This window comes from Streptomyces sp. NPDC006283 (genome assembly GCF_040613325.1).
GTDB lineage: Bacteria > Actinomycetota > Actinomycetes > Streptomycetales > Streptomycetaceae > Streptomyces.
The window spans coordinates 1-19211 of record NZ_JBEXRZ010000137.1; the positions used below are offsets into that span (position 1 = coordinate 1).

Sequence of the window (19211 nt, forward strand, 5' to 3'; positions counted from 1 at the left end):
GGCGAGGGTCCGCCCGGCCTCGTCGGTCGGGTCGTTCCTGCCCGAGTACCACGTACCCGTTACTTCTTGCGGCGGCGTCCGCCGCTCTTCGCCGCCTTGCGGCGCTCCGCCCGCGTCAGTCCGTCCGTGTCCGACCGCGGCTGGCCGCCATCGGTCTCGAAGTCGCCCTCGACGACACCACCCTCGCCGTCCACGGTCGGGGCGGAGAAGTGCAGCCGGTCGGGACGCTGCGGCGCCTCGAGGCCCTTCGCACGGATCTCGGGACGGCCCGCGCCCGCCGGCACCGCGTCCTCCTTGGCCAGCGAGGTCTTCGCGGCCGCGTCCACCGGGACCTCCTCGACCTGCTGCTCGACCTGGACCTCCAGGTTGAACAGGTAGCCGACGGACTCCTCCTTGATGCCCTCCATCATCGCGGTGAACATGTCGAAGCCCTCGCGCTGGTACTCGACCAGGGGGTCCTTCTGGGCCATCGCGCGCAGGCCGATGCCCTCCTGGAGGTAGTCCATCTCGTAGAGGTGCTCACGCCACTTGCGGTCCAGGACGGACAGCACCACGCGCCGCTCGAGCTCGCGCATGATGTCCGAGCCGAGCTGCTTCTCACGCTCGTCGTACTGCTCGTGGATGTCTTCCTTGATCGCCTCGGCGATGAACTCGGCGGTGATCCCGGCGCGGTCGCCGACCGCCTCCTCGAGCTCCTCAATGGTCGCCTTCACCGGGTAGAGCTGCTTGAACGCGCCCCACAGCCGGTCCAGATCCCACTCCTCGGCGAAGCCCTCGACGGTCTCGGCCTGGATGTAGGCGTCGATGGTGTCGTCCATGAAGTGACGCACCTGCTCGTGCAGGTCCTCGCCCTCCAGGACGCGGCGGCGCTCGCCGTAGATGACCTCGCGCTGCCGGTTGAGCACCTCGTCGTACTTGAGGACGTTCTTACGGGTCTCGAAGTTCTGCTGCTCGACCTGGGACTGCGCAGAGGCGATCGCGCGCGTCACCATCTTGTTCTCGATCGGGACGTCGTCGGGCACGTTCGCCATCGACATCACGCGCTCGACCATCTGCGCCTTGAACAGCCGCATCAGGTCGTCACCGAGCGAGAGGTAGAAGCGCGACTCACCGGGGTCGCCCTGTCGACCGGAACGGCCGCGCAGCTGATTGTCGATACGCCGCGACTCGTGGCGCTCCGTGCCCAGCACGTAGAGGCCACCGAGCTCCTTGACCTCGTCGTGCTCGGCCTTGACGGCCGCCTCCGCACGCTCGAGCGCCGCCGGCAGGGCCGCGGCCCACTCCTCGACGTGCTCGACCGGGTCCAGGCCCGCCTGGCGGAGCTCCGCCTCCGCGAGGTCGTCCGGGTTTCCGCCGAGCTTGATGTCCGTACCGCGGCCGGCCATGTTCGTGGCGACGGTGACGGCGCCCTTGCGGCCGGCCTGGGCGACGATCGTCGCCTCACGGTCGTGCTGCTTGGCGTTGAGCACCTCGTGCTGGACACCGCGCTTGCTGAGCTGCTGTGAGAGGTACTCGGACTTCTCGACCGAGGTGGTGCCGACGAGGATCGGCTGGCCCTTCTCGTGCTTCTCGGCGATGTCGTCGACGACGGCGGCGAACTTGGCGACCTCGGTGCGGTAGATCAGGTCGGACTGGTCCAGCCGGACCATCGGCCTGTTCGTCGGGATCGGGACGACGCCGAGCTTGTAGATCTGGTGGAACTCGGCGGCCTCGGTCATGGCCGTACCGGTCATGCCGGAGAGCTTGTCGTAGAGGCGGAAGAAGTTCTGCAGGGTGATCGTGGCAAGGGTCTGGTTCTCGTCCTTGATGTCCACCCCTTCCTTCGCCTCGATCGCCTGGTGCATGCCCTCGTTGTAGCGGCGACCGGCGAGGATACGGCCCGTGTGCTCGTCGACGATCATGACTTCGCCGTCGATGACGACGTAGTCCTTGTCCTTCTTGAACAGTTCCTTGGCCTTGATGGCGTTGTTCAGGTAACCGACGAGAGGGGTGTTCACCGACTCGTAGAGGTTGTCGATGCCGAGCCAGTCCTCGACCTTGGCGACACCGGCCTCGTGGATGGCGACGGTGCGCTTCTTCTCGTCGACCTCGTAGTCGCCGGTCTCCTCGATGCCCTTGAGCTGGTTGCCCGCCTCGCCCCGGGTCAGACGGGTGACCAGCTTGGCGAAGTCGCCGTACCACTTCGTGGCCTGGTCGGCGGGGCCGGAGATGATCAGCGGCGTACGCGCCTCGTCGACGAGGATGGAGTCGACCTCGTCGACACAGGCGTAGTTGTGGCCGCGCTGGACGAGCTCGTCCTTGGACCAGGCCATGTTGTCGCGCAGGTAGTCGAAGCCGAACTCGTTGTTCGTGCCGTACGTGATGTCGCAGTTGTACATCTCGCGGCGCTGGGAGGGCGACATGTTGGCCAGGATGCAGCCGATGGACAGGCCCAGGAACTTGTGGACCCGGCCCATCATCTCGGAGTCGCGCTCGGCCAGATAGTCGTTGACCGTGATGATGTGGACGCCCTTGCCGGACAGGGCGTTCAGATAGGCGGGGAGCGTGCCGACGAGGGTCTTGCCCTCACCGGTCTTCATCTCGGCGACATAACCGAGGTGCAGCGCGGCGCCGCCCATCAGCTGTACGTCGTAGTGGCGCTGGCCGAGCACTCGCTTGGCGGCCTCACGGACGGTCGCGAACGCCTCGGGCATGAGGTCGTCCAGGCTCTCACCGTCTTCGTAGCGCTGCTTGTACTCGTCGGTGAGCGAGCGCAACTCGGCGTCGGAGAGGTTGACGAAGTCCTCTTCGATGGAGTTGACCTGGTCCGCGATGCGGTGCAGTTTGCGCAGGATCTTGCCTTCGCCTGCACGCATGAGCTTGTTGAAGACGGACACTGAGGTTGGTCTCCTTGCCGGTCGGGCCTGGCACTGGGTCTGTGGTGGACACTGGCGCGGGCACGGCAGGTGGGCCCTACCGCATCGGCCATCGTAAGCGAGGACCCCGCCGCGTCGGGAGGTCCATCGCCACTGAGGCCTGCTGTCCGCCACCAGGTGAACGCGCGGGAAGCGCGGAAGGTGCCGGGAGACCGGCAAAAGTGCTCGCATCGGCTCGCCGGTCTGACCAGAATCCCGGCATGGAGCCGATCACACTCACCACCGAACGCCTGCTGCTGCGGAGCTTCACGCCAAAGGACACGAAGGCCGTGCACCAGGCCTGCCAGGATCCCGACATCCAGCGGTGGACGACGGTTCCCTCCCCCTACGAGCATCAGCACGCGTCCGAGTTCACCGAGCGCATGGTCCCGGACGGCTGGCGCAACGGCACCATGTGCACCTTCGCCGTCCTGCCGCGCGAGGGCGGACCTCTGATGGCTTCGGTCGCCGTGACCATGCGCACCTTCTCGGGAACGTGGGAGATCGGGTTCTGGACGGGCAAGGAGCACCGGGGCCGAGGCGTGATGGCGGAGAGCGTGACCGCCGTGTCGCACTGGGCATTCATGAGGCTGGGCGCGACCCGGATGGAATGGCGGGCCGAGGTGGGCAACACGGCCTCGCGCGCGGTCGCCGAAAAGGTCGGCTTCCGTATGGAAGGGGAGCTGCGCGCGGCGCTGCTGAACAAGGACACCCTGCGGGACGTTTGGGTCGGCGGACTGATCCCTTCCGACCTGGGCCTGAAGAGCAACCATCCGTATCTGCCCAGCCGCTCCTGATCGGGGCCCTGTCCGGCTGTCAGTGGCGGCCTCTATCGTGCGGGACATGACGATGCCGCCGCCCACCCTCGAACTGTCCGCCGACGAGGCCCGCCGTATCGCGCTGCGCGCCCAGGGGTTTCTGGGCGCGCCGGACCGGCGCGGCGGGGTGCGGGGGGTGCTGCGCCACCTCGGCGCGGTGCAGCTGGACACGATCTCGGTGCTGGCGCGTTCACATGAGCTGATTCCGTACGCCAGGCTGGGCGCCGTCGGCCGCAAGGCGGTCGAGGACGCCTATTGGACGGACGGGCACAGCTTCGAGTACTGGTCGCACGCGGCGTGCATCCTGCCCGTCGAGGAGTGGCCGCACTTCGCCTTCCGCCGCCGCGCATACCGCGCTCGCCCGCAGTGGTACCACGAGCTGCCGGACGGTGCCTACGACGCGGTGATCAAGCGGCTGCGCGACGAGGGACCGCTGACCGCGACCGGCCTGGGCGGCGCCAACAACGGCGGCGAGTGGTGGGACTGGTCGGCTTCCAAGGTCGCCGTGGAGCGCGCGCTGATGTACGGCGAAGTGGTGTGCACCGAGCGGCGCAGCTGGAAACGGGTGTACGACCTTGCGGAGCGCGCCATTCCGGATGCCCTCCTGCACGACGCTCTGGACGACACCGAGTGTCTGCGTCGTCTCGTCCGCCTCGCCGGCCAGTCGCTCGGTGTGGGCACGCGCACGGACATCGCCGACTACCACCGCCTCAAGGGCGAGCAGTTCGACGCGGTGGTCGCGGACTCCGGGCTGGTGCCGGTCTCGGTCGAGGGCTGGGCGAAGCCCGCGTGGGCGGACCCGGAGGCTCTCGCCTCGACGCCGCGCGGCCGGCATCGGACGACCCTGCTCTCGCCTTTCGACTCCCTCATCTGGGAGCGGGCGCGCACCGAACGGATCTTCGGCTTCACCCACCGGCTCGAGGCGTACGTCCCCAAGCCGAAGCGGGTCCACGGGTACTTCGCGATGCCTCTGCTGGCGGGCGGGAAGCTCGTGGGCCGCGTCGACCCGGCGCGCGAGGGCAGAACCCTCGTGGCCCGCCAGGTCTCCTTGGAGACGCCGAAGGCCGTGGCGCCGATGGCGCAGGCGCTTCGGGAGGCCGCGGAGTGGGTGGGCTGCGACTCCGTCCGCATCGAGCGGGTCGACCGCCCCGAGCTGGCCGTGGACCTGGTCAAGGCCCTGGGCTGAGCGCGGCGGTTTGAGCGTCGACCGCTTCGATCGGCGAATTTCAAGAACGATCCGGCGGCCGACGGCTAGCGGATCTCGAGGATCTTCTCGCGCATGGCGTAGACGACCGCCTCCATCCGGGAATGCAGCTGCAGCTTCTCCAGGATGTTGCGCACATGGTTCTTGACCGTGTTCTCCGAGATGAACAACTCCTTCGCGATATCGCGGTTGTTCATTCCCGTGGCCACGAGCTTGAGCACTTCCAGCTCCCGGTCGGTCAACCGGGGAGCCGGCACCAGCCTGCGCTCGTCCGTGCGCTGGATCATCGACTTGAACTCGGTGAGCAGCTTGGACGCCATGGAGGGGCTGATCTGCGACTGCCCGTCGGCCACCGCACGGATGGCCGTCGCCACCTCGTCCGTGGAGATCTCCTTGAGGAGGTAACCCGTGGCACCGGCCTTGATCGCCTCGTAGAGGTCGGCTTCCTCGTCGCTGATCGTCAGCATGATGATCTTCGCGCTGGGCGCCACCTCCTTGATCGAGGTGCACGCCTCGATGCCGCCGCGCTTGGGCATCCGTACGTCCATCAGAACGATGTCCGGCAGCAGATCCGCCGCCTTGTCCACGGCCTCCGCCCCGTCGCCCGCCTCGCCGACGACCTCGATGCCCTCCTCGTGCGCGAGGACGATCTCGAGCCCCCTCCGGAACAGCGCGTGGTCGTCGACCACCAGGACCCGGATCGGCTCCCTGCCTGCGCCGGCCGCCTCCTCGTCACTGTGCGCTGCGGTGTCCGTATGTGTCTCACCGGGGTGGTCCGCATCACCGTGCACCGGACCGAAACTGTCCGCCATCGTTCCTCCCCCTGAAGGCCGTGGCCTGAAGATCATGTGTGGTTCGCCAACCTCAGTACGCGGCGCACCGGTTGGCTTCTCAACGTCATGCTTTCATGCCCGGACGACAGAACGGTGATCCTGTTGTTGCACGAGGGTGCCCCTGGGGGCGCACAGCGCACTCCAGGGGCACCAATTCCTCGCCGGCGGGGCTACGGGATGTGCGGCGTCAGCCGCCGAGCGCTCCTCCGGCACCGCCCGCCTCCGAGCCGGCCAGCGGGTCGGTCTCCAGGTGGATGACACCGTAGTCGTAGGCGTGTCGCCGGTAGACGACACTGGGCTGCTTCGTCTCGGAGTCGACGAAGAGATAGAAGTCGTGCCCGACCAGCTCCATCTCGTAGAGCGCCTGGTCGAGCGTCATCGGTGCTGCCGTGTGCAGCTTCTCGCGGACCACCAGCGGCCCTTCGCCCTGTACTTCGATCGAGCCGATCTTGGTGGTGGGAATGGCCTCCGCCACCTGCTCGGCGATGGGCCGGCCGTTGCCGGCGCTCAACTCTGCGACGCCCGGGACGACATCGACCACCTCGGCCGCGGACAGACGGCCGTTGCCACGTCGGTTGTGGCGCTTCTCGTGCTGCTTGCGAAGCCGTGCCTCCAGCTTGCCGGTTGCGAGGTCCAGCGCTGCGTACGGATCGCCGGCAGCGGCCTCCGCCCGGATCACCGGGCCGCGCGAGCGGAGTGTGATCTCCACGCGGTCGGAACGGTCGGCCTGCCGCGGGTTGTGCTCCTTGGACACCTCGACGTCGAGGCTGATCACCTTGCCGTCGAGCTTCTGGATCTTCTCCAGCTTCAGCTTCTCGGCCACGTGCTTGCGGAACCGCTCGGGCACCTCGGTCTTGCGGCCCTTGACGACGATGTCCACGCAGAACTCCGTTCCCGGATTCGCTCCGCCCGCTCACCGGCTGCGGAGCTCCTCCCACTTGCACCAGGCTCCGGTGGTCTCCGGGGCCTCGGACTTGGCGACTTTCACTCCTCCTCCCCAGCCGACAAGATCTCCACTCACCCGACTTTTCGAGAGTGACGCCGCCGCTCGTTCCCGGCTGGGAAAACCGGCAGCACATTCGGTGAGGGAGGCCGTTCGCCATTCCTCACACCGAACATAGCTCTCTCGGACGGGTGTCGGCACCCGCTACCCGGAGGTACCTCCGATCAGGCGTTTTTGCCCTCTCACTACCTGCAACGATGCAAGTTCCCGGTCAGTTCCGGTTTAATTCGAAGGAGAGCGGCGGAACTGCGACAACGGCTGCAATCGGCCGATCGAACCACGCGGAATCCGGGTCCGCGGCGGCACTCAGTGCCCGCGCTGCCTCGGCCAAAGAAGCGCCTGTCGTCATGACATCGTCCACGATCACCGCCCTGCCGCCCCCCAGAAGGCGTGCGCCACCGGGTCGTACCTCAAGCGCCCCTGAGAGGTTCTCGAGCCTCTGGCGGGCCGTGAGACCCGCCTGATCTGCCACCCAGCGCCGCTGTCGCAGCACCGGCAGCACTCCCGCCGCCCTTCCCGTACGCCTCAGTTCACCCGCCGCCGCCCGGGCGATACGCCGTGCCGCGTCATGACCGCGTGCCCTGACGACACTGCGGGCGGACGGCACGGGCACCAGCAGCAACGGCACCTGCGGACCCGGTACATCCGCCACGGCCGCGCGAACCGCTCCGGCCAGCGCCGCACCGAGTGGACCGGCCAGCCCCATGGCACCGCGCTCCTTGTGCGCCAGAAGTACCGCGCGGACGCAGTCGGCGTAGACGGCGGCGGCATGCACCACGGGCAGCTCCGCCGGTGCCGGCACCGGCCCGGCCCGGCGTGCCGCAGCCCCGAGCAGGGCATCCGCGCACCCCGCGCACAGCTGCGTACGCGGCGCGCCGCAGCCACCGCAGACGGCCGGAAGGACCAGCCCGGAGATCTCCCGCCACCACCCCCGCATGACATCACTGTGCCGATGCGGCACGCACCCCGCCACCCCTGTGGAAAACGGCGGAGCGGCGGTCGGGGCCCGGAATCGTGCCTCCTACCCCGGATAGACCGGCGAGGACCCCTTCTTGACCAGCGTCTGCCAGTTGGCGCCGACCGGAAGCCGCACGATGCCGTCCTCCGCCGAGTAGGCGACCAACGGCCGGCTCTCGTCGTCCGAAGCGGCAACCGACTTCACCTGGTTGAGGCCGGGCAGGATCCCGTTGGGGACGGTCGAGCCGTCGGTCTGGATGTAGCGCACCTGCTGCACCCCACCGGCTTCCTTGCCGACCACCACCAGCCGGCTGGGCCCGGCCCACGAAACGGCTGTCACCGTCTCCAGCTGCGGTGCGGCGGGCCGCAGTTCGGTGACGGTCACCACGGCGTCGTCACCGCCGCCCTGCCGTTCCACTCGTCCGATCTTCAGGGTCGTACTGCCGTCCTTCGTCAGCAGCAACGCGATCCGCGCGCCGTCCGCCGACACCTTCACCGCCTCGATGCGCGCCCCGTCCAGCCCGGGGACGATCTTGACTTCCTCCGGTGCTTCCGCTCCGTTCGCCAAACGCTTCAGCGCCGGCCGGCTCGGATCGCGGTCGGCCACCCACACATCGCCGCGGCCGTCCCAGCTCGGCGCGGACAGACGGTTGTCACGCCCCTTGCCCGAACTCGTGATCACTGGGTCGCCCAGCTCGCTGTTGGAAACGATCGACGAGACGTACAGCCCGCCGGCGTCGTACGAGACCGCCGCCGCATTGTGCTCGTCCCGGGCCACGCCGACCGAGCTCATCTCGAGCCTGCCGTCGCCGAACGGCCCCGCCACGTTCTGCGGTTCGCCGGTTTCGTTGTCGCCGGCCTCCAGGACCGCCAACCGCTGCTTGCTGTCGACGAAGTACTGGTTGTCGGGCCGGCCTGTGGAATGGTCCGGCGCGTACTCCTTCGCCTGCCCGGCGCTCAGCACGCACAGCTGCGCTCCGTCCGCGCGGAGCAATTCCACCTGCTCGAGGCGGGCCGACGTGAGATCCCTGATGGTGAACAGGATCTGCGCCGCCATCTTCATGCACTGCGGCCGGCCCACATGGGACGCCCTGCCGCCGAGCGGCACCTTCAGGCCGTTGCGGTCGTCGAAAGCCAACGACCTGGCACCGTCGAGCTTCAGCCCCGTGCCGCTGGGGAACCTCGACTCGACAACCGGCTTCAGCCAGTTCGTCGGACCTTCCAGGAGCGCCTTGACCGCCTGGGTCACCGGGTCCATCCGGGTCACCGGGTCCTGCCGCTGTCGTATGAAGACGGGGTCGGCGACCATCACGTCCCGCCCGGAGGCGAAGTAGTACTTGTTGACCGAGCGATAGTTGCGCTCGAAGTCGGACGCGCCCAGCAGCAGTCCGGACGGCAGGCTGTCGATGCGCCACTGCTTGCCGTCCTGCCCGCCCTTCCGCGACAGGTGGATGGTCCTGCGGTAGTCGCTGGGAGGGACGGGCTGATAGGCGTGCTGGGCGTCGACCGTGGCGATCTGCTGACCGAGCAGGGGATAGCTCATCCCCGGGTTGTCCCTGCGGCCGGGCACCGGCGTACCCGGGTCGGGAGCCGCTGCCAGAACCGTGGTGCTCTCCTGCGGCCGCCACTTCTTCGACGCCTCGGGTGTCAGGTAGGAGCGGGCCGTGTCGAAATTGGTGTCGTCACTGGTCATCGCCTCCAGGAAGCCCGTGACGATCTCGTCGGGCGTGGCGTCCTTCCTCGGCGGAACCGCATACACCCGGACCTGTGAGTCGGCCCGCTGGGACGCCTTCACCGCGTGGACGTCACCGCTGTCCGGCATCGAGGCGCAACCGGCCAGCAGCACACCGCTGCAGCCGAGCAGCGCGGAGGCGCGCCGCGCCCCCAGCCGCCCGTGACGACGGGTCTCAGCGCCCACGAATCGTGTCCTTCCGGTCCGAAGAAACCTGTGCCACGGGGTCGTCGCCCCGCTCTCCACCGGGCCGTGCCACGACGCGGGAGCCGCTGCCCGGCAGCGCCGCAGGATCGACCTCGGGGGGCGCCGCGCGCGGCGGCAGCGGAGACAGATCCGGCGCCTTCTGAGCGGGCACGGACGTCAGCCGGTGCCCGTCCGCCTCAGGTACTCCCGACGAGCGGGCACGCTCCCTGTTCTGCCGCGAGTCCTCCGGCTCCAGCGGTATCGGAGAGCCCCGCAGCGGCTCGTCCGCCGTGCGCGGCAGCGTCAGACGGAACTGCGAACCGCCACCCGGCTCGCCCCAGGCCTGCAGCCAGCCGCCGTGCAGCCGCGCGTCCTCGACGGCGATGGACAGGCCCAGACCGGTACCGCCGGTGGTACGCGCCCGCGCCGGGTCGGCACGCCAGAACCGGCTGAACACACGAGTCGCCTCGCCCGGCTTCAGCCCCACCCCGTAGTCCCGTACCGCGACCGCGACGGCACCGCCGGCCACCGCCATACGCACCACGACGTCCTTGCCGTCACCGTGCTCGACGGCGTTGACCACGAGATTGCGCAGCACGCGCTCGACACGGCGGGCGTCGGCCTCGGCGACGACCGGCTGCTCGTCGCCGACCACCCGTATCCGGCTGCCCTTGCGCTCCGCCAGCGGCTCGGCACCGCCGATGACCCGCCGTACGACGTCGCGCAGGTCTATCGGCTCGGCCTCGAGCGCCGCCGCGCCTGCGTCGAAACGGCTGATCTCGAGCAGGTCGGAGAGCAGCGACTCGAATCGGTCGAGCTGGTCACCCAGGAGCTCCGCGGAACGCGCCGTCACCGGATCGAAGTCGCTGCGCGCCTCGTGGATCACATCGGCCGCCATCCGCACGGTCGTCAGCGGTGTGCGCAGCTCGTGCGAGACGTCCGAGACGAAGCGGCGCTGCATCCTGGAGAGCTCCTCCAGCTGCTGGATCTTCAGCTGAAGGTTCTGCGCCATCTTGTTGAAGGCCTCACCGAGGCGGGCGATGTCGTCCTCACCGGTGACCTTCATCCGCTCCTGGAGCCTGCCGGCGGCGAGCCTCTCCGCGATGCCCGCCGCCATGCGGACGGGCGTGACGATCTGCCGCACCACGAGCCAGGCGATCGCCCCGAGCAGCACCACCACGAACAGCCCGGCAGTCGCCAGGGTGCCTCTGACCAGGTTGAGCGACTGCTCCTCCTGCGCCAGCGGGAAGAGGTAGTACAGCTCGTAGGGGTTTCCCTCGATGTCGTTCAGCTGGGTGCCCACCACGAGCCCGGGCTCCGGGTCGGGCACGTCGTCGGTGTACTTGATGCTGAGGTACGTCTCGAACGTCCCCGCGCCCTGCCCGACGGCGTCCCGCAGGTCCTGCGGGATGCTCGCCGGGTCCACGCCGCCGGACGTCCGCGGCGCGCGGCTGGAACCGGCACCCTGCGCGTCGGCGCTGAGCGCCACCACGTCGAACGCGCCCTGCCCGCCGCTGGAAAGCTGCACCACCAGATCGGACCGCCAGGTGCGGGCGTTCCCGTCAGCCGCGGTGTCGTCCTGCCCGCCGCCGGGGCCGACCGGAGCGTTCGCCTTCTCACGGGCCACGGCGAACCCGCCGGCCGCCTGGCTCTGCGCCGCCTTGCTCTTCGCGTCGAGCAGACCGTTGCGCACCTGCCCGATGACGACGAAGCCCAGCAGCACCACGACGCCGAGCGACATCAGCAGCGTGCTCACCACCACGCGGAGCTGGATGTTCCGCCGCCACAGCCTCAGTGCGGGCAGCAACGGACGGCGCACCCAGCGCATGACGAGACGCGGTACGGGCCCGCCGGGGGCACTGTCCTGGAGCAGCCGTCCGCCATGGAGCAGACGGCCGAATCGCGAGGGCCCACGCCCCGACCCGGCAGCCCGCCCCGTACGGACTCCCGGCTCGCCGGGCTTCGGAGCAACGCTGCCACTGGACATGTCAGCTCGGCCCGGCCTTGTAACCGACACCACGGACGGTCACCACGATCTCCGGCCGCTCCGGGTCCTTCTCGACCTTGGAGCGCAGCCGCTGCACGTGGACATTGACCAGCCGCGTGTCGGCGGCATGGCGATAACCCCACACCTGCTCCAGCAGCACCTCACGGGTGAAGACCTGCCAGGGCTTGCGTGCGAGCGCGACCAGCAGATCGAACTCCAGCGGGGTGAGAGCTATCGACTGCCCGTCCCGCTTCACCGAGTGGCCTGCGACGTCGATGACCAGGTCGCCGATCGTCAGCTGCTCCGGCGCGGGCTCCTCCGACCTCCGCAGCCGCGCCCGGATCCGGGCGACGAGCTCCTTCGGCTTGAACGGCTTGACGATGTAGTCGTCGGCCCCGGACTCGAGACCCACCACGACATCGACGGTGTCGCTCTTGGCAGTGAGCATCACGATCGGAACACCCGACTCGGCCCGGATGAGCCGGCACACCTCGATGCCGTCCCGGCCGGGCAGCATGAGGTCCAGCAGCACCAGATCCGGCTTGGCCTCCCTGAAAGCGGCAAGTGCCTTGTCACCGTCCGCTACGAACGACGGCTCGAAACCTTCACCACGCAGCACAATGCCGAGCATCTCGGCAAGTGCGGTGTCGTCGTCGACGACAAGGACTCGTCCCTTCATATTCGACATCATCCCATTAGCTAATCGTTACCTGGCGTGACCTGGCACACAGCTCCGCTATTCCGCCCCCGGTGACCGGCGACAACACCCCCTCCTCGGTGACGATCGCCGTCACCAGATCCGGCGGCGTGACATCGAACGCGGGGTTGTACGCCTGGGTTCCCAGGGGGGCTACGGACAGCCCACCGCTTCCGGCACCGGCCGCTGCGGACTGCGGGGATGTTACCTCCGTCACCTCATGCCCCGGTCGCTGCTCCACCTCGATCGCCGCCCCGTCCGGGGTGGTCAGGTCCACGGTCGTCGTCGGGGCGACCACGATGAACGGCACATGGTGGTACTTGGCCAGGACCGCCAGCGGGTAGCTCCCGACCTTGTTGGCCACCGAGCCGTCGGCGGCGATCCGGTCGGCCCCGATCAGTACGGCGTCCACCTCACCGGCCGCAAAGAGCGACCCCGCGGCGTTGTCGGTGAGCAGCGTGTAGGGCAGCCCGTTACGTGCCGCCTCGTACGCCGTCAGACGGGAGCCCTGCAGCAGCGGCCTCGTCTCGTCCACCCACAGCCTTCGCAGCCGCCCGGCCCGGTGCGCCGAGAGCGCCACGGCGAATGCCGTCCCTTCGCCGCCGGACACCAGAGCCCCGGTGTTGCAGTGCGTCAGGATCCGGTGACCGCCCCCGGGCAGCAGCTCCTCCAGAAACTCCAGCCCGTGCACCGCCATGCGCCTACTGCTCTCGGCGTCCGTCCGGTGCAGTTCCTTGGCCGCCGTGAGCGCGGCAGTGGCAGCCTGCACGGTGTCGCCGCCCTGCGCGAGGGCCGTCCGATACGCCGAGGCCGCCAAGCGCACCCCGTACCCGAGATTCACCGCGGTGGGCCGCGCCGTCTCCAGTAGCTCCACAGCCTCCTCGACATCGAAGCCCCGCACCGCGGCGAGCGCCACACCGTAGGCACCGGCGATGCCGAGGACCGGAGCTCCGCGCACGGCAAGGGTGCGGATCGCCCGCACCAGGGCCGGAACGTCGGTGCAGACCAGCTCGACCTCCTCAGCAGGCAATCGGGTCTGATCGAGAAGGACCAGTACAGGCCCCTCGGGCGGCTCGTCCCAGCGCAGCACCGGAAGCTTGGGCGGCTCGGCACCGGCCTGGTTTTGTGCGTACTGATCAGCCATCCGCCCAGTCTGCCCGCTGACGCTTCGACAATGAAGGCAGGAAGGAGACCCGGGCCCCGGTCCACCGAGGGCCTGCGCGTGGCACGATGGCTGCCAACCGGCCGCCCCGACGGGCGGAAGGCCACCGTGAACGTGCCGCCACCACGAGGCGGCCCCGCGACCAATCCATGAGGTGGACGACCGTGAACGACACTCCGGGCTGGGCATCGCCCGGATCGGCTCCCTCCGAAGGGCAGAACTCCGGCGTGCCGCACCCTGCCCCGCCCGTCGACGGAAGCGGTCCCTCCTCGAAGTGGTCCAAGGAGCAGCCGCCACCGGGGCAGTGGTCTGCGCCGACCGGCCCCGGCCGGGCCCCCGGGCCGCCCCCGCCCTCCTGGGGCGGAGGCCGGCAGGACGGCGGCTGGGGTCGGCCTCCGGCCGCGGCCAAACCCGGCGTCATCCCGCTCCGCCCCTTGGGGGTCGGGGAAATCCTGGACGGCGCGGTCTCGACGCTGCGCGCGCACTGGCGCCCGATCCTGGCTGTGACGATCACGGTCTCGGTCATCTCCCAGATCTGCAGCATCCTCGTGGAGCGCTACCTGCTCCCCGCACCTCCCGACGTCGACCCGAACGCGACGCCCGAGGAGGCGCTGCAGCAGTCGGTCGACTCTCTGCAGGCCAGCCTGCTGGCCATGGGTCCGGCCCTGCTCATCATGCTGATCGGCACACTGCTCACTACCGCACTGCTCACCGTGGTGATCAGCCGCTCGGTGCTGGGCCGCCCGGTCACTCTCGCCGAGGCCTGGCGCGAGGCCCGGCCCCGGCTGCCCCACCTGCTGGGTCTCACCCTGCTCCTGCCTCTGGGCAGCGCCGTGATCATGACGGTGGGCGTGCTGCCCGGGCTGCTGATCGGCGGCGCGGGTGTCCTCCTGTCCGTGCTCGGAGGCCTCGCCGCCATCACCGTGATCATCTGGCTGGTGATCCGCTTCGCCCTCGCTTCCCCCGCGCTCGTACTCGAACGCCAGGGTGTCATCGCGTCCTTGCGCCGCTCCGCGAAGCTGGTGCAGGGCGCTTGGTGGCGCACCTTCGGCATCACGCTGCTGACCGTGCTGCTGGCCTTCCTCGTGAACATGATCATCGCGGTTCCGTTCACGATCATCGCGTTCGCCGTGGACGGCGTCGGACTCAGCGATCTGTTCAGCGGTAACAGCCCCGACTTCGGCTGGGCGTTCCTCATCATCACGGGCATCGGCTCCGTGATCGCCTCCTCGATCACCTACCCGATCTCCGCCGGCGTGACGGTGCTCCTCTACGTGGACCAGCGCATCCGCCGCGAAGCCCTCGACCTCGAACTCGCGCGGGCAGCGGGCCTCCCCGGCTACGGGGCCGAGCCGCCCGGCAACAACGCCACCGGGGGCTGATGCGGTGTTGGGCACGGGGGGCGTGACGGCAGCGCTGCTGATCGGAACGAGCGACGACGTACCGGTGGACACTCCGCGCATTCCCGCCCGTGAGGCGGCGGAGCGTGAACTGTCCAGGCCGATGTACCACGAGAACGAACCGAACCTTCTCCAGCGCGCGCTGAACCGCTTCTGGGAATGGATCGACAGCCTCTTCGGCGCCGTCTCCGGAGGTGGACCGGGCGGCATGATCGGACTCATCGCCATCGTCCTCGTGGTCACCGCCCTGGCGGCCGCGCTCTGGTGGCGGCTCGGAAAGCCCCAGCGCGCGGCAGGCTCCGCCGACTCTCTGTTCGACGACAGCCCGCGCAGCGCCTCCGCACACCGCGCTGCGGCAGAAGCACACGCAGCCGCCGAACGCTGGAACCAGGCCGTGCAGGAACGCATGCGCGCCATCGTCCGGTCGCTGGAGGAACGGGCCCTCCTCGATGCCCGGCCCGGACGCACCGCCGACGAGGCGGCAGCCGAGGCGGGCCGCTCCCTGCCCGACCACGCCGACGAACTGCGCGCGGCAGCACGTGTTTTCGACGACGTCACATATGGCGGTCGCACCGCCGACCGGCGGGCTTGCGAGCGCTTGCGGGATCTTGACCTCAGTCTGGAACGCGCCAAGCCCCGGCTGACCACCGCTGCCCCGGGAGCGGCAGAATGACCGCGGCCAGCACCACCTCCATGTCCCCCACCACGCGCCAGGTGTGGAACCGCGTCCGTGGCCTCCTCCTGGCGATCACCCTCCTCGTCGTGGCGGGTATCGCCATGGCCGCCCTGCGTTCCGGTGACCATCACGGACAACTCGATCCGCGCTCCGCCGACCCGTACGGAAGCCGTGCCGTCGCCGAGCTCCTCAAGGACCGCGGAGTCTCCACCCGAGTGGTGACGACCCTCGACGAGGCCACCGCTGCGGCAGGCCCCGATACGACCCTCCTCGTCACGGAACCCGACATGCTGACCGATAATCAGCAGCATAGGCTTCGGTCCGCGACGGAGTCGTCCGAGGGACGCACGGTCCTGCTCTCCCCCGGCCCGGCCTCCCTCGGAATCCTCGTCCCCGGCGTGAAGGGGGACATCCCTTCCAAGGTCGACGCCCGGGAGCCACGGTGCGACTACCCCGCCGCCCGCAGAGCGGGCAGCGCCGACCTCGGCGGTGAGCGCTACTCCACCGACGCTCCGGGCGCCGACAGTTGCTACCCGAGCGACGGACTTCCCACCCTGCTCAGGCTCGACGGCACCGGCACGGGCACCGGCGACACCGTCCTCCTCGGCACCCCGGACATCCTCTACAACGAACGTCTCGACCAGCACGGCAACGCCTCCCTCGCCCTGCAACTCCTCGGGTCCCGCCCCGAACTCGTCTGGTACATCCCGTCACTCGACGACCCCTCGGCCGCACAACCCTCCGACGGCGAACCCGACGGGGAACGCGACGGTGAGCCCGGCGGCGACCGCAGCGAGGGCGAGGACGCCTTCTTCGACCTGATCCCGGGCGGCTGGCTGTGGGGCACGCTGCAACTCGCCGTCGCGGCCGTCCTGGCCGCCGTGTGGCGTGCCCGCCGGCTCGGGCCTCTGGTCACCGAGCGACTCCCGGTGGCCATCCGCGCGTCCGAGTCCGCCGAAGGACGCGCCCGCCTTTACCGCAAGGTGAACGCGCGCGACCGTGCCGCCGCCTCCCTGCGCGCCGCCACCAGAACCCGGCTCGCCCCGCTCCTCGGTGTCTCCTCAGCCGACACCCATTCACCCGAAGCACTGCTTCCCGCGGTCTCGGCCCAGATCTCGGACGGAGAGCGGGACATCCGCGCGCTGCTCTTCGGCCCTCCTCCGGCCGACGACAGCGCACTCGTCCGACTTGCAGACCAACTCGACGCCCTCGAAAGAGAGGTACGCACCTCATGAGCGCCCCGACCCCCGAGACAGCCGAGAACTCGGACCGCGCCCGCGCCTCGCTGGAGGCCCTGCGCTCCGAGATCGCCAAGGCGGTGGTCGGCCAGGACCCCGCTGTCACCGGTCTCGTCGTAGCCCTGCTCTGCCGCGGCCACGTCCTCCTCGAGGGAGTTCCCGGCGTCGCGAAGACTCTCCTCGTCCGCGCTCTTGCCGCCTCGCTCGAACTCGACACGAAGCGTGTCCAGTTCACCCCCGACCTGATGCCGAGCGACGTCACCGGGTCCTTGGTCTACGACACGCACACCTCAGAGTTCTCCTTCCAGCCCGGGCCGGTGTTCACCAACCTCCTGCTCGCCGACGAGATCAACCGCACCCCTCCCAAGACCCAGTCGTCGCTGCTCGAAGCGATGGAGGAGCGTCAGGTCACGGTCGACGGCACGCCTCGTCCGCTCCCTGAGCCTTTCCTCGTCGCCGCGACCCAGAACCCTGTCGAGTACGAAGGCACCTACCCGCTCCCGGAAGCGCAGTTGGACCGCTTCCTTCTCAAGCTGACGGTCCCCCTCCCCTCCCGCGATGACGAGATCAACGTCCTGACCCGTCACGCCGACGGATTCAATCCCCGGGATCTCGCGGCGGCGGGGGTGCGCCCCGTCGCCGGCCCCGCCGACCTGGAAGCGGCCCGTGCCGCCGTCGCCAAGACCTCGGTCTCGGCCGAGATCGCCGCCTATGTCGTCGATATCTGTCGTGCCACCCGCGAGTCCCCCTCGCTCACTCTGGGCGCCTCTCCTCGAGGCGCCACGGCGCTGCTGTCCACCGCCCGCGCCTGGGCCTGGCTCACCGGACGCGACTACGTCATCCCCGATGATGTGAAGGCCCTGGCCTTGCCCACCCTTCGGCACCGGCTCCAGCTCCGGCCCGAGGCGGAGATGGAGGGAGTCACAGCCGACTCCGTCATCACCGCGATCCTCGCCCACGTCCCCGTACCCCGCTGAGGCATGCAATGGCCCTCACCGGACGAACCGCGCTACTGGCCGCTCTCGGCTCTCTCCCCGTGGGCATCCTCGCCCCGAGCTGGACGGGGATGCTTGCCGTCAACGCGCCTCTCTCACTCGCAATCCTGTGCGACTACGCCCTCGCCGCGCCAGTGCGAACGCTCCGATTCACTCGAAGCGGTGACACAACCGTTCGACTCGGTGACACCGCCGAAGTGGAACTGACCGTCACCAATAGCTCCAGCCGCAGGCTCCGGGCACATCTCCGCGACGCCTGGCCGCCGAGCAGTTGGCTGCCAGGATCGGACCAGGCTGCGTCGCGCCACAAACTGAACGTGCCGGCTGGCGAGCGCCGCCGTGTCACCACGGTCCTGCGCCCCACGCGGCGGGGAGACCGCCACGCCGAACGCATCACCGTCCGCTCCTTCGGACCGCTGGGTCTTGCGGCCCGGCAGGGAAATCACGACGTCCCATGGACGGTCCGCGTCCTGCCGCCCTTCACCAGTCGTAAGCACCTGCCCTCACGCCTGGCGCGGCTGCGTGAACTCGACGGCCGGACGAGCGTTCTCATCCGCGGGCAGGGCACCGAGTTCGACAGCCTCCGGGATTACGTCCCAGGGGACGACACCCGTTCCATCGATTGGCGTGCCACGGCGCGTCGGACCACCGTCGCGGTACGCACGTGGCGCCCGGAGCGGGACCGGCACATCCTCATCGTCCTGGACACGGGCCGTACGTCGGCCGGTCGCGTGGGAGACGTACCACGGCTCGACGCCGCCATGGACTCCGCTCTCCTCCTCAGCGCACTGGCGTCGCGCGCGGGTGACCGAGTCGGCCTGCTGGCCTATGACCGCCGTATCCGGGCCCAGGTCCTGGGCCGCTCCGCCGGCGACATCCTTCCCGCCATGGTCAACGCTTTCGCTCCGCTGGAGCCGGAGCTCGTCGAGACCGATGCACGCGGCCTCAGCGCAGCCGCTCTGCAGAACGCTCCCCGTCGCTCATTGATCGTGCTTCTGACGAGCCTGGATGCCGCCCCGATCGAGGAGGGGCTGCTGCCCGTCCTCCCGCAGCTGGCCCAGCGCCACACCGTCCTGGTGGCCTCTGTAGCCGATCCGCACGTCGAGCTGATGACGAATGCGCGTGGTTCCATCGAGGGCGTTTACGACGCTGCGGCAGGGATCCAGGCCCTGACAGAGAGGCACCGCACGGCAGAGCAGCTGAAGCGTCATGGCGTCACTGTTGTCGATGCGACACCCGAGAACCTCGCGCCTGCCCTCGCCGACGCCTATCTGGCGTTGAAAGCCGCCGGCCGCCTCTGAACCCGGCAATAGCTTCTACCGGCACCCTTGTACCGCATACGGTAGATCCGCCCTGTACAGGGGGTCCGGGGGGTAAACGCAGAAGACGGCATCCGAGTGATTTCAAGCCCGCTGGGACGCGGCTGACC

General features: G+C 69.4%; 15 protein-coding genes. 7 read left to right on the forward strand and 8 right to left on the reverse strand.

The window, feature by feature from the left end; genetic code table 11:
• Nucleotides 1-59 precede the first annotated feature (59 nt).
• Nucleotides 60-2876 carry a preprotein translocase subunit SecA gene (secA, locus tag ABZ070_RS24740; protein WP_356637408.1) on the reverse strand — a complete coding sequence of 939 codons (2817 nt, stop codon included), beginning with the start codon at nt 2874-2876 and terminating at the stop codon, nt 60-62.
• Nucleotides 2877-3115: 239 nt separating this feature from the next.
• Between secA and ABZ070_RS24745 the strand changes: the two genes are divergently transcribed.
• Both ABZ070_RS24745 and ABZ070_RS24750 read left to right on the forward strand, forming a co-directional pair.
• A complete protein-coding gene (locus ABZ070_RS24745; RefSeq protein WP_356637410.1) occupies nt 3116-3691 on the forward strand; it encodes a GNAT family N-acetyltransferase in 576 nt (191 codons plus the stop codon).
• Between the two features lie 52 nt (nt 3692-3743).
• Nucleotides 3744-4898, forward strand: coding sequence for a crosslink repair DNA glycosylase YcaQ family protein (locus ABZ070_RS24750; RefSeq protein ID WP_356637435.1), 1155 nt, complete (start codon nt 3744-3746; stop codon nt 4896-4898).
• A gap of 65 nt (nt 4899-4963) precedes the next feature.
• Here ABZ070_RS24750 and ABZ070_RS24755 read toward each other — a convergent pair whose 3' ends face one another.
• The 7 genes from ABZ070_RS24755 to mtnA form a co-directional block, all read right to left on the reverse strand.
• Nucleotides 4964-5728 (reverse strand): response regulator transcription factor, encoded by a 765-nt coding sequence (locus ABZ070_RS24755; RefSeq protein ID WP_356637412.1) that lies wholly within the window; start codon nt 5726-5728, stop codon nt 4964-4966.
• Nucleotides 5729-5936: 208 nt separating this feature from the next.
• Nucleotides 5937-6629 carry a ribosome-associated translation inhibitor RaiA gene (gene raiA / locus ABZ070_RS24760; protein ID WP_356637414.1) on the reverse strand — a complete coding sequence of 231 codons (693 nt, stop codon included), beginning with the start codon at nt 6627-6629 and terminating at the stop codon, nt 5937-5939.
• A gap of 334 nt (nt 6630-6963) precedes the next feature.
• Complete coding sequence (locus tag ABZ070_RS24765) at nt 6964-7689, reverse strand: ComF family protein (RefSeq protein WP_356637416.1); 726 nt, start codon at nt 7687-7689, stop codon at nt 6964-6966.
• A gap of 84 nt (nt 7690-7773) precedes the next feature.
• A complete protein-coding gene (locus tag ABZ070_RS24770) occupies nt 7774-9531 on the reverse strand; it encodes an LpqB family beta-propeller domain-containing protein (protein WP_356637437.1) in 1758 nt (585 codons plus the stop codon).
• Between the two features lie 85 nt (nt 9532-9616).
• On the reverse strand, nt 9617-11614 hold the full coding sequence (gene mtrB / locus ABZ070_RS24775) for an MtrAB system histidine kinase MtrB (protein ID WP_356637418.1): 1998 nt from the start codon (nt 11612-11614) through the stop codon (nt 9617-9619).
• Nucleotide 11615: 1 nt separating this feature from the next.
• Nucleotides 11616-12305, reverse strand: a complete 690-nt coding sequence (gene mtrA, locus ABZ070_RS24780; protein ID WP_219852863.1) for a two-component system response regulator MtrA — start codon at nt 12303-12305, stop codon at nt 11616-11618.
• Nucleotides 12306-12309: 4 nt separating this feature from the next.
• Complete coding sequence (mtnA, locus tag ABZ070_RS24785; RefSeq protein WP_356637421.1) at nt 12310-13455, reverse strand: S-methyl-5-thioribose-1-phosphate isomerase; 1146 nt, start codon at nt 13453-13455, stop codon at nt 12310-12312.
• Between the two features lie 182 nt (nt 13456-13637).
• Here mtnA and ABZ070_RS24790 point away from each other — a divergent pair, with 182 nt between their 5' ends.
• Genes ABZ070_RS24790 through ABZ070_RS24810 form a run of 5 tightly spaced genes read left to right on the forward strand, consistent with a single transcriptional unit; the run spans nt 13638 to nt 19083 of the window.
• Nucleotides 13638-14855 carry a glycerophosphoryl diester phosphodiesterase membrane domain-containing protein gene (locus tag ABZ070_RS24790; RefSeq protein WP_356637424.1) on the forward strand — a complete coding sequence of 406 codons (1218 nt, stop codon included), beginning with the start codon at nt 13638-13640 and terminating at the stop codon, nt 14853-14855.
• A 22-nt stretch (nt 14856-14877) separates the two neighbouring features.
• Entirely contained in the window at nt 14878-15546 is a 669-nt protein-coding gene (locus ABZ070_RS24795) for a DUF4129 domain-containing protein (RefSeq protein ID WP_356637427.1), read from the forward strand.
• Entirely contained in the window at nt 15543-16784 is a 1242-nt protein-coding gene (locus tag ABZ070_RS24800; RefSeq protein ID WP_356637429.1) for a DUF4350 domain-containing protein, read from the forward strand. Before ABZ070_RS24795 ends, ABZ070_RS24800 begins: the two co-directional genes overlap by 4 nt.
• A complete protein-coding gene (locus tag ABZ070_RS24805) occupies nt 16781-17764 on the forward strand; it encodes a MoxR family ATPase (protein ID WP_356637431.1) in 984 nt (327 codons plus the stop codon). Before ABZ070_RS24800 ends, ABZ070_RS24805 begins: the two co-directional genes overlap by 4 nt.
• Before the next feature lie 8 nt (nt 17765-17772).
• Nucleotides 17773-19083 (forward strand): DUF58 domain-containing protein, encoded by a 1311-nt coding sequence (locus ABZ070_RS24810; protein WP_356637433.1) that lies wholly within the window; start codon nt 17773-17775, stop codon nt 19081-19083.
• The last annotated feature ends 128 nt before the right edge of the window (nt 19084-19211 follow it).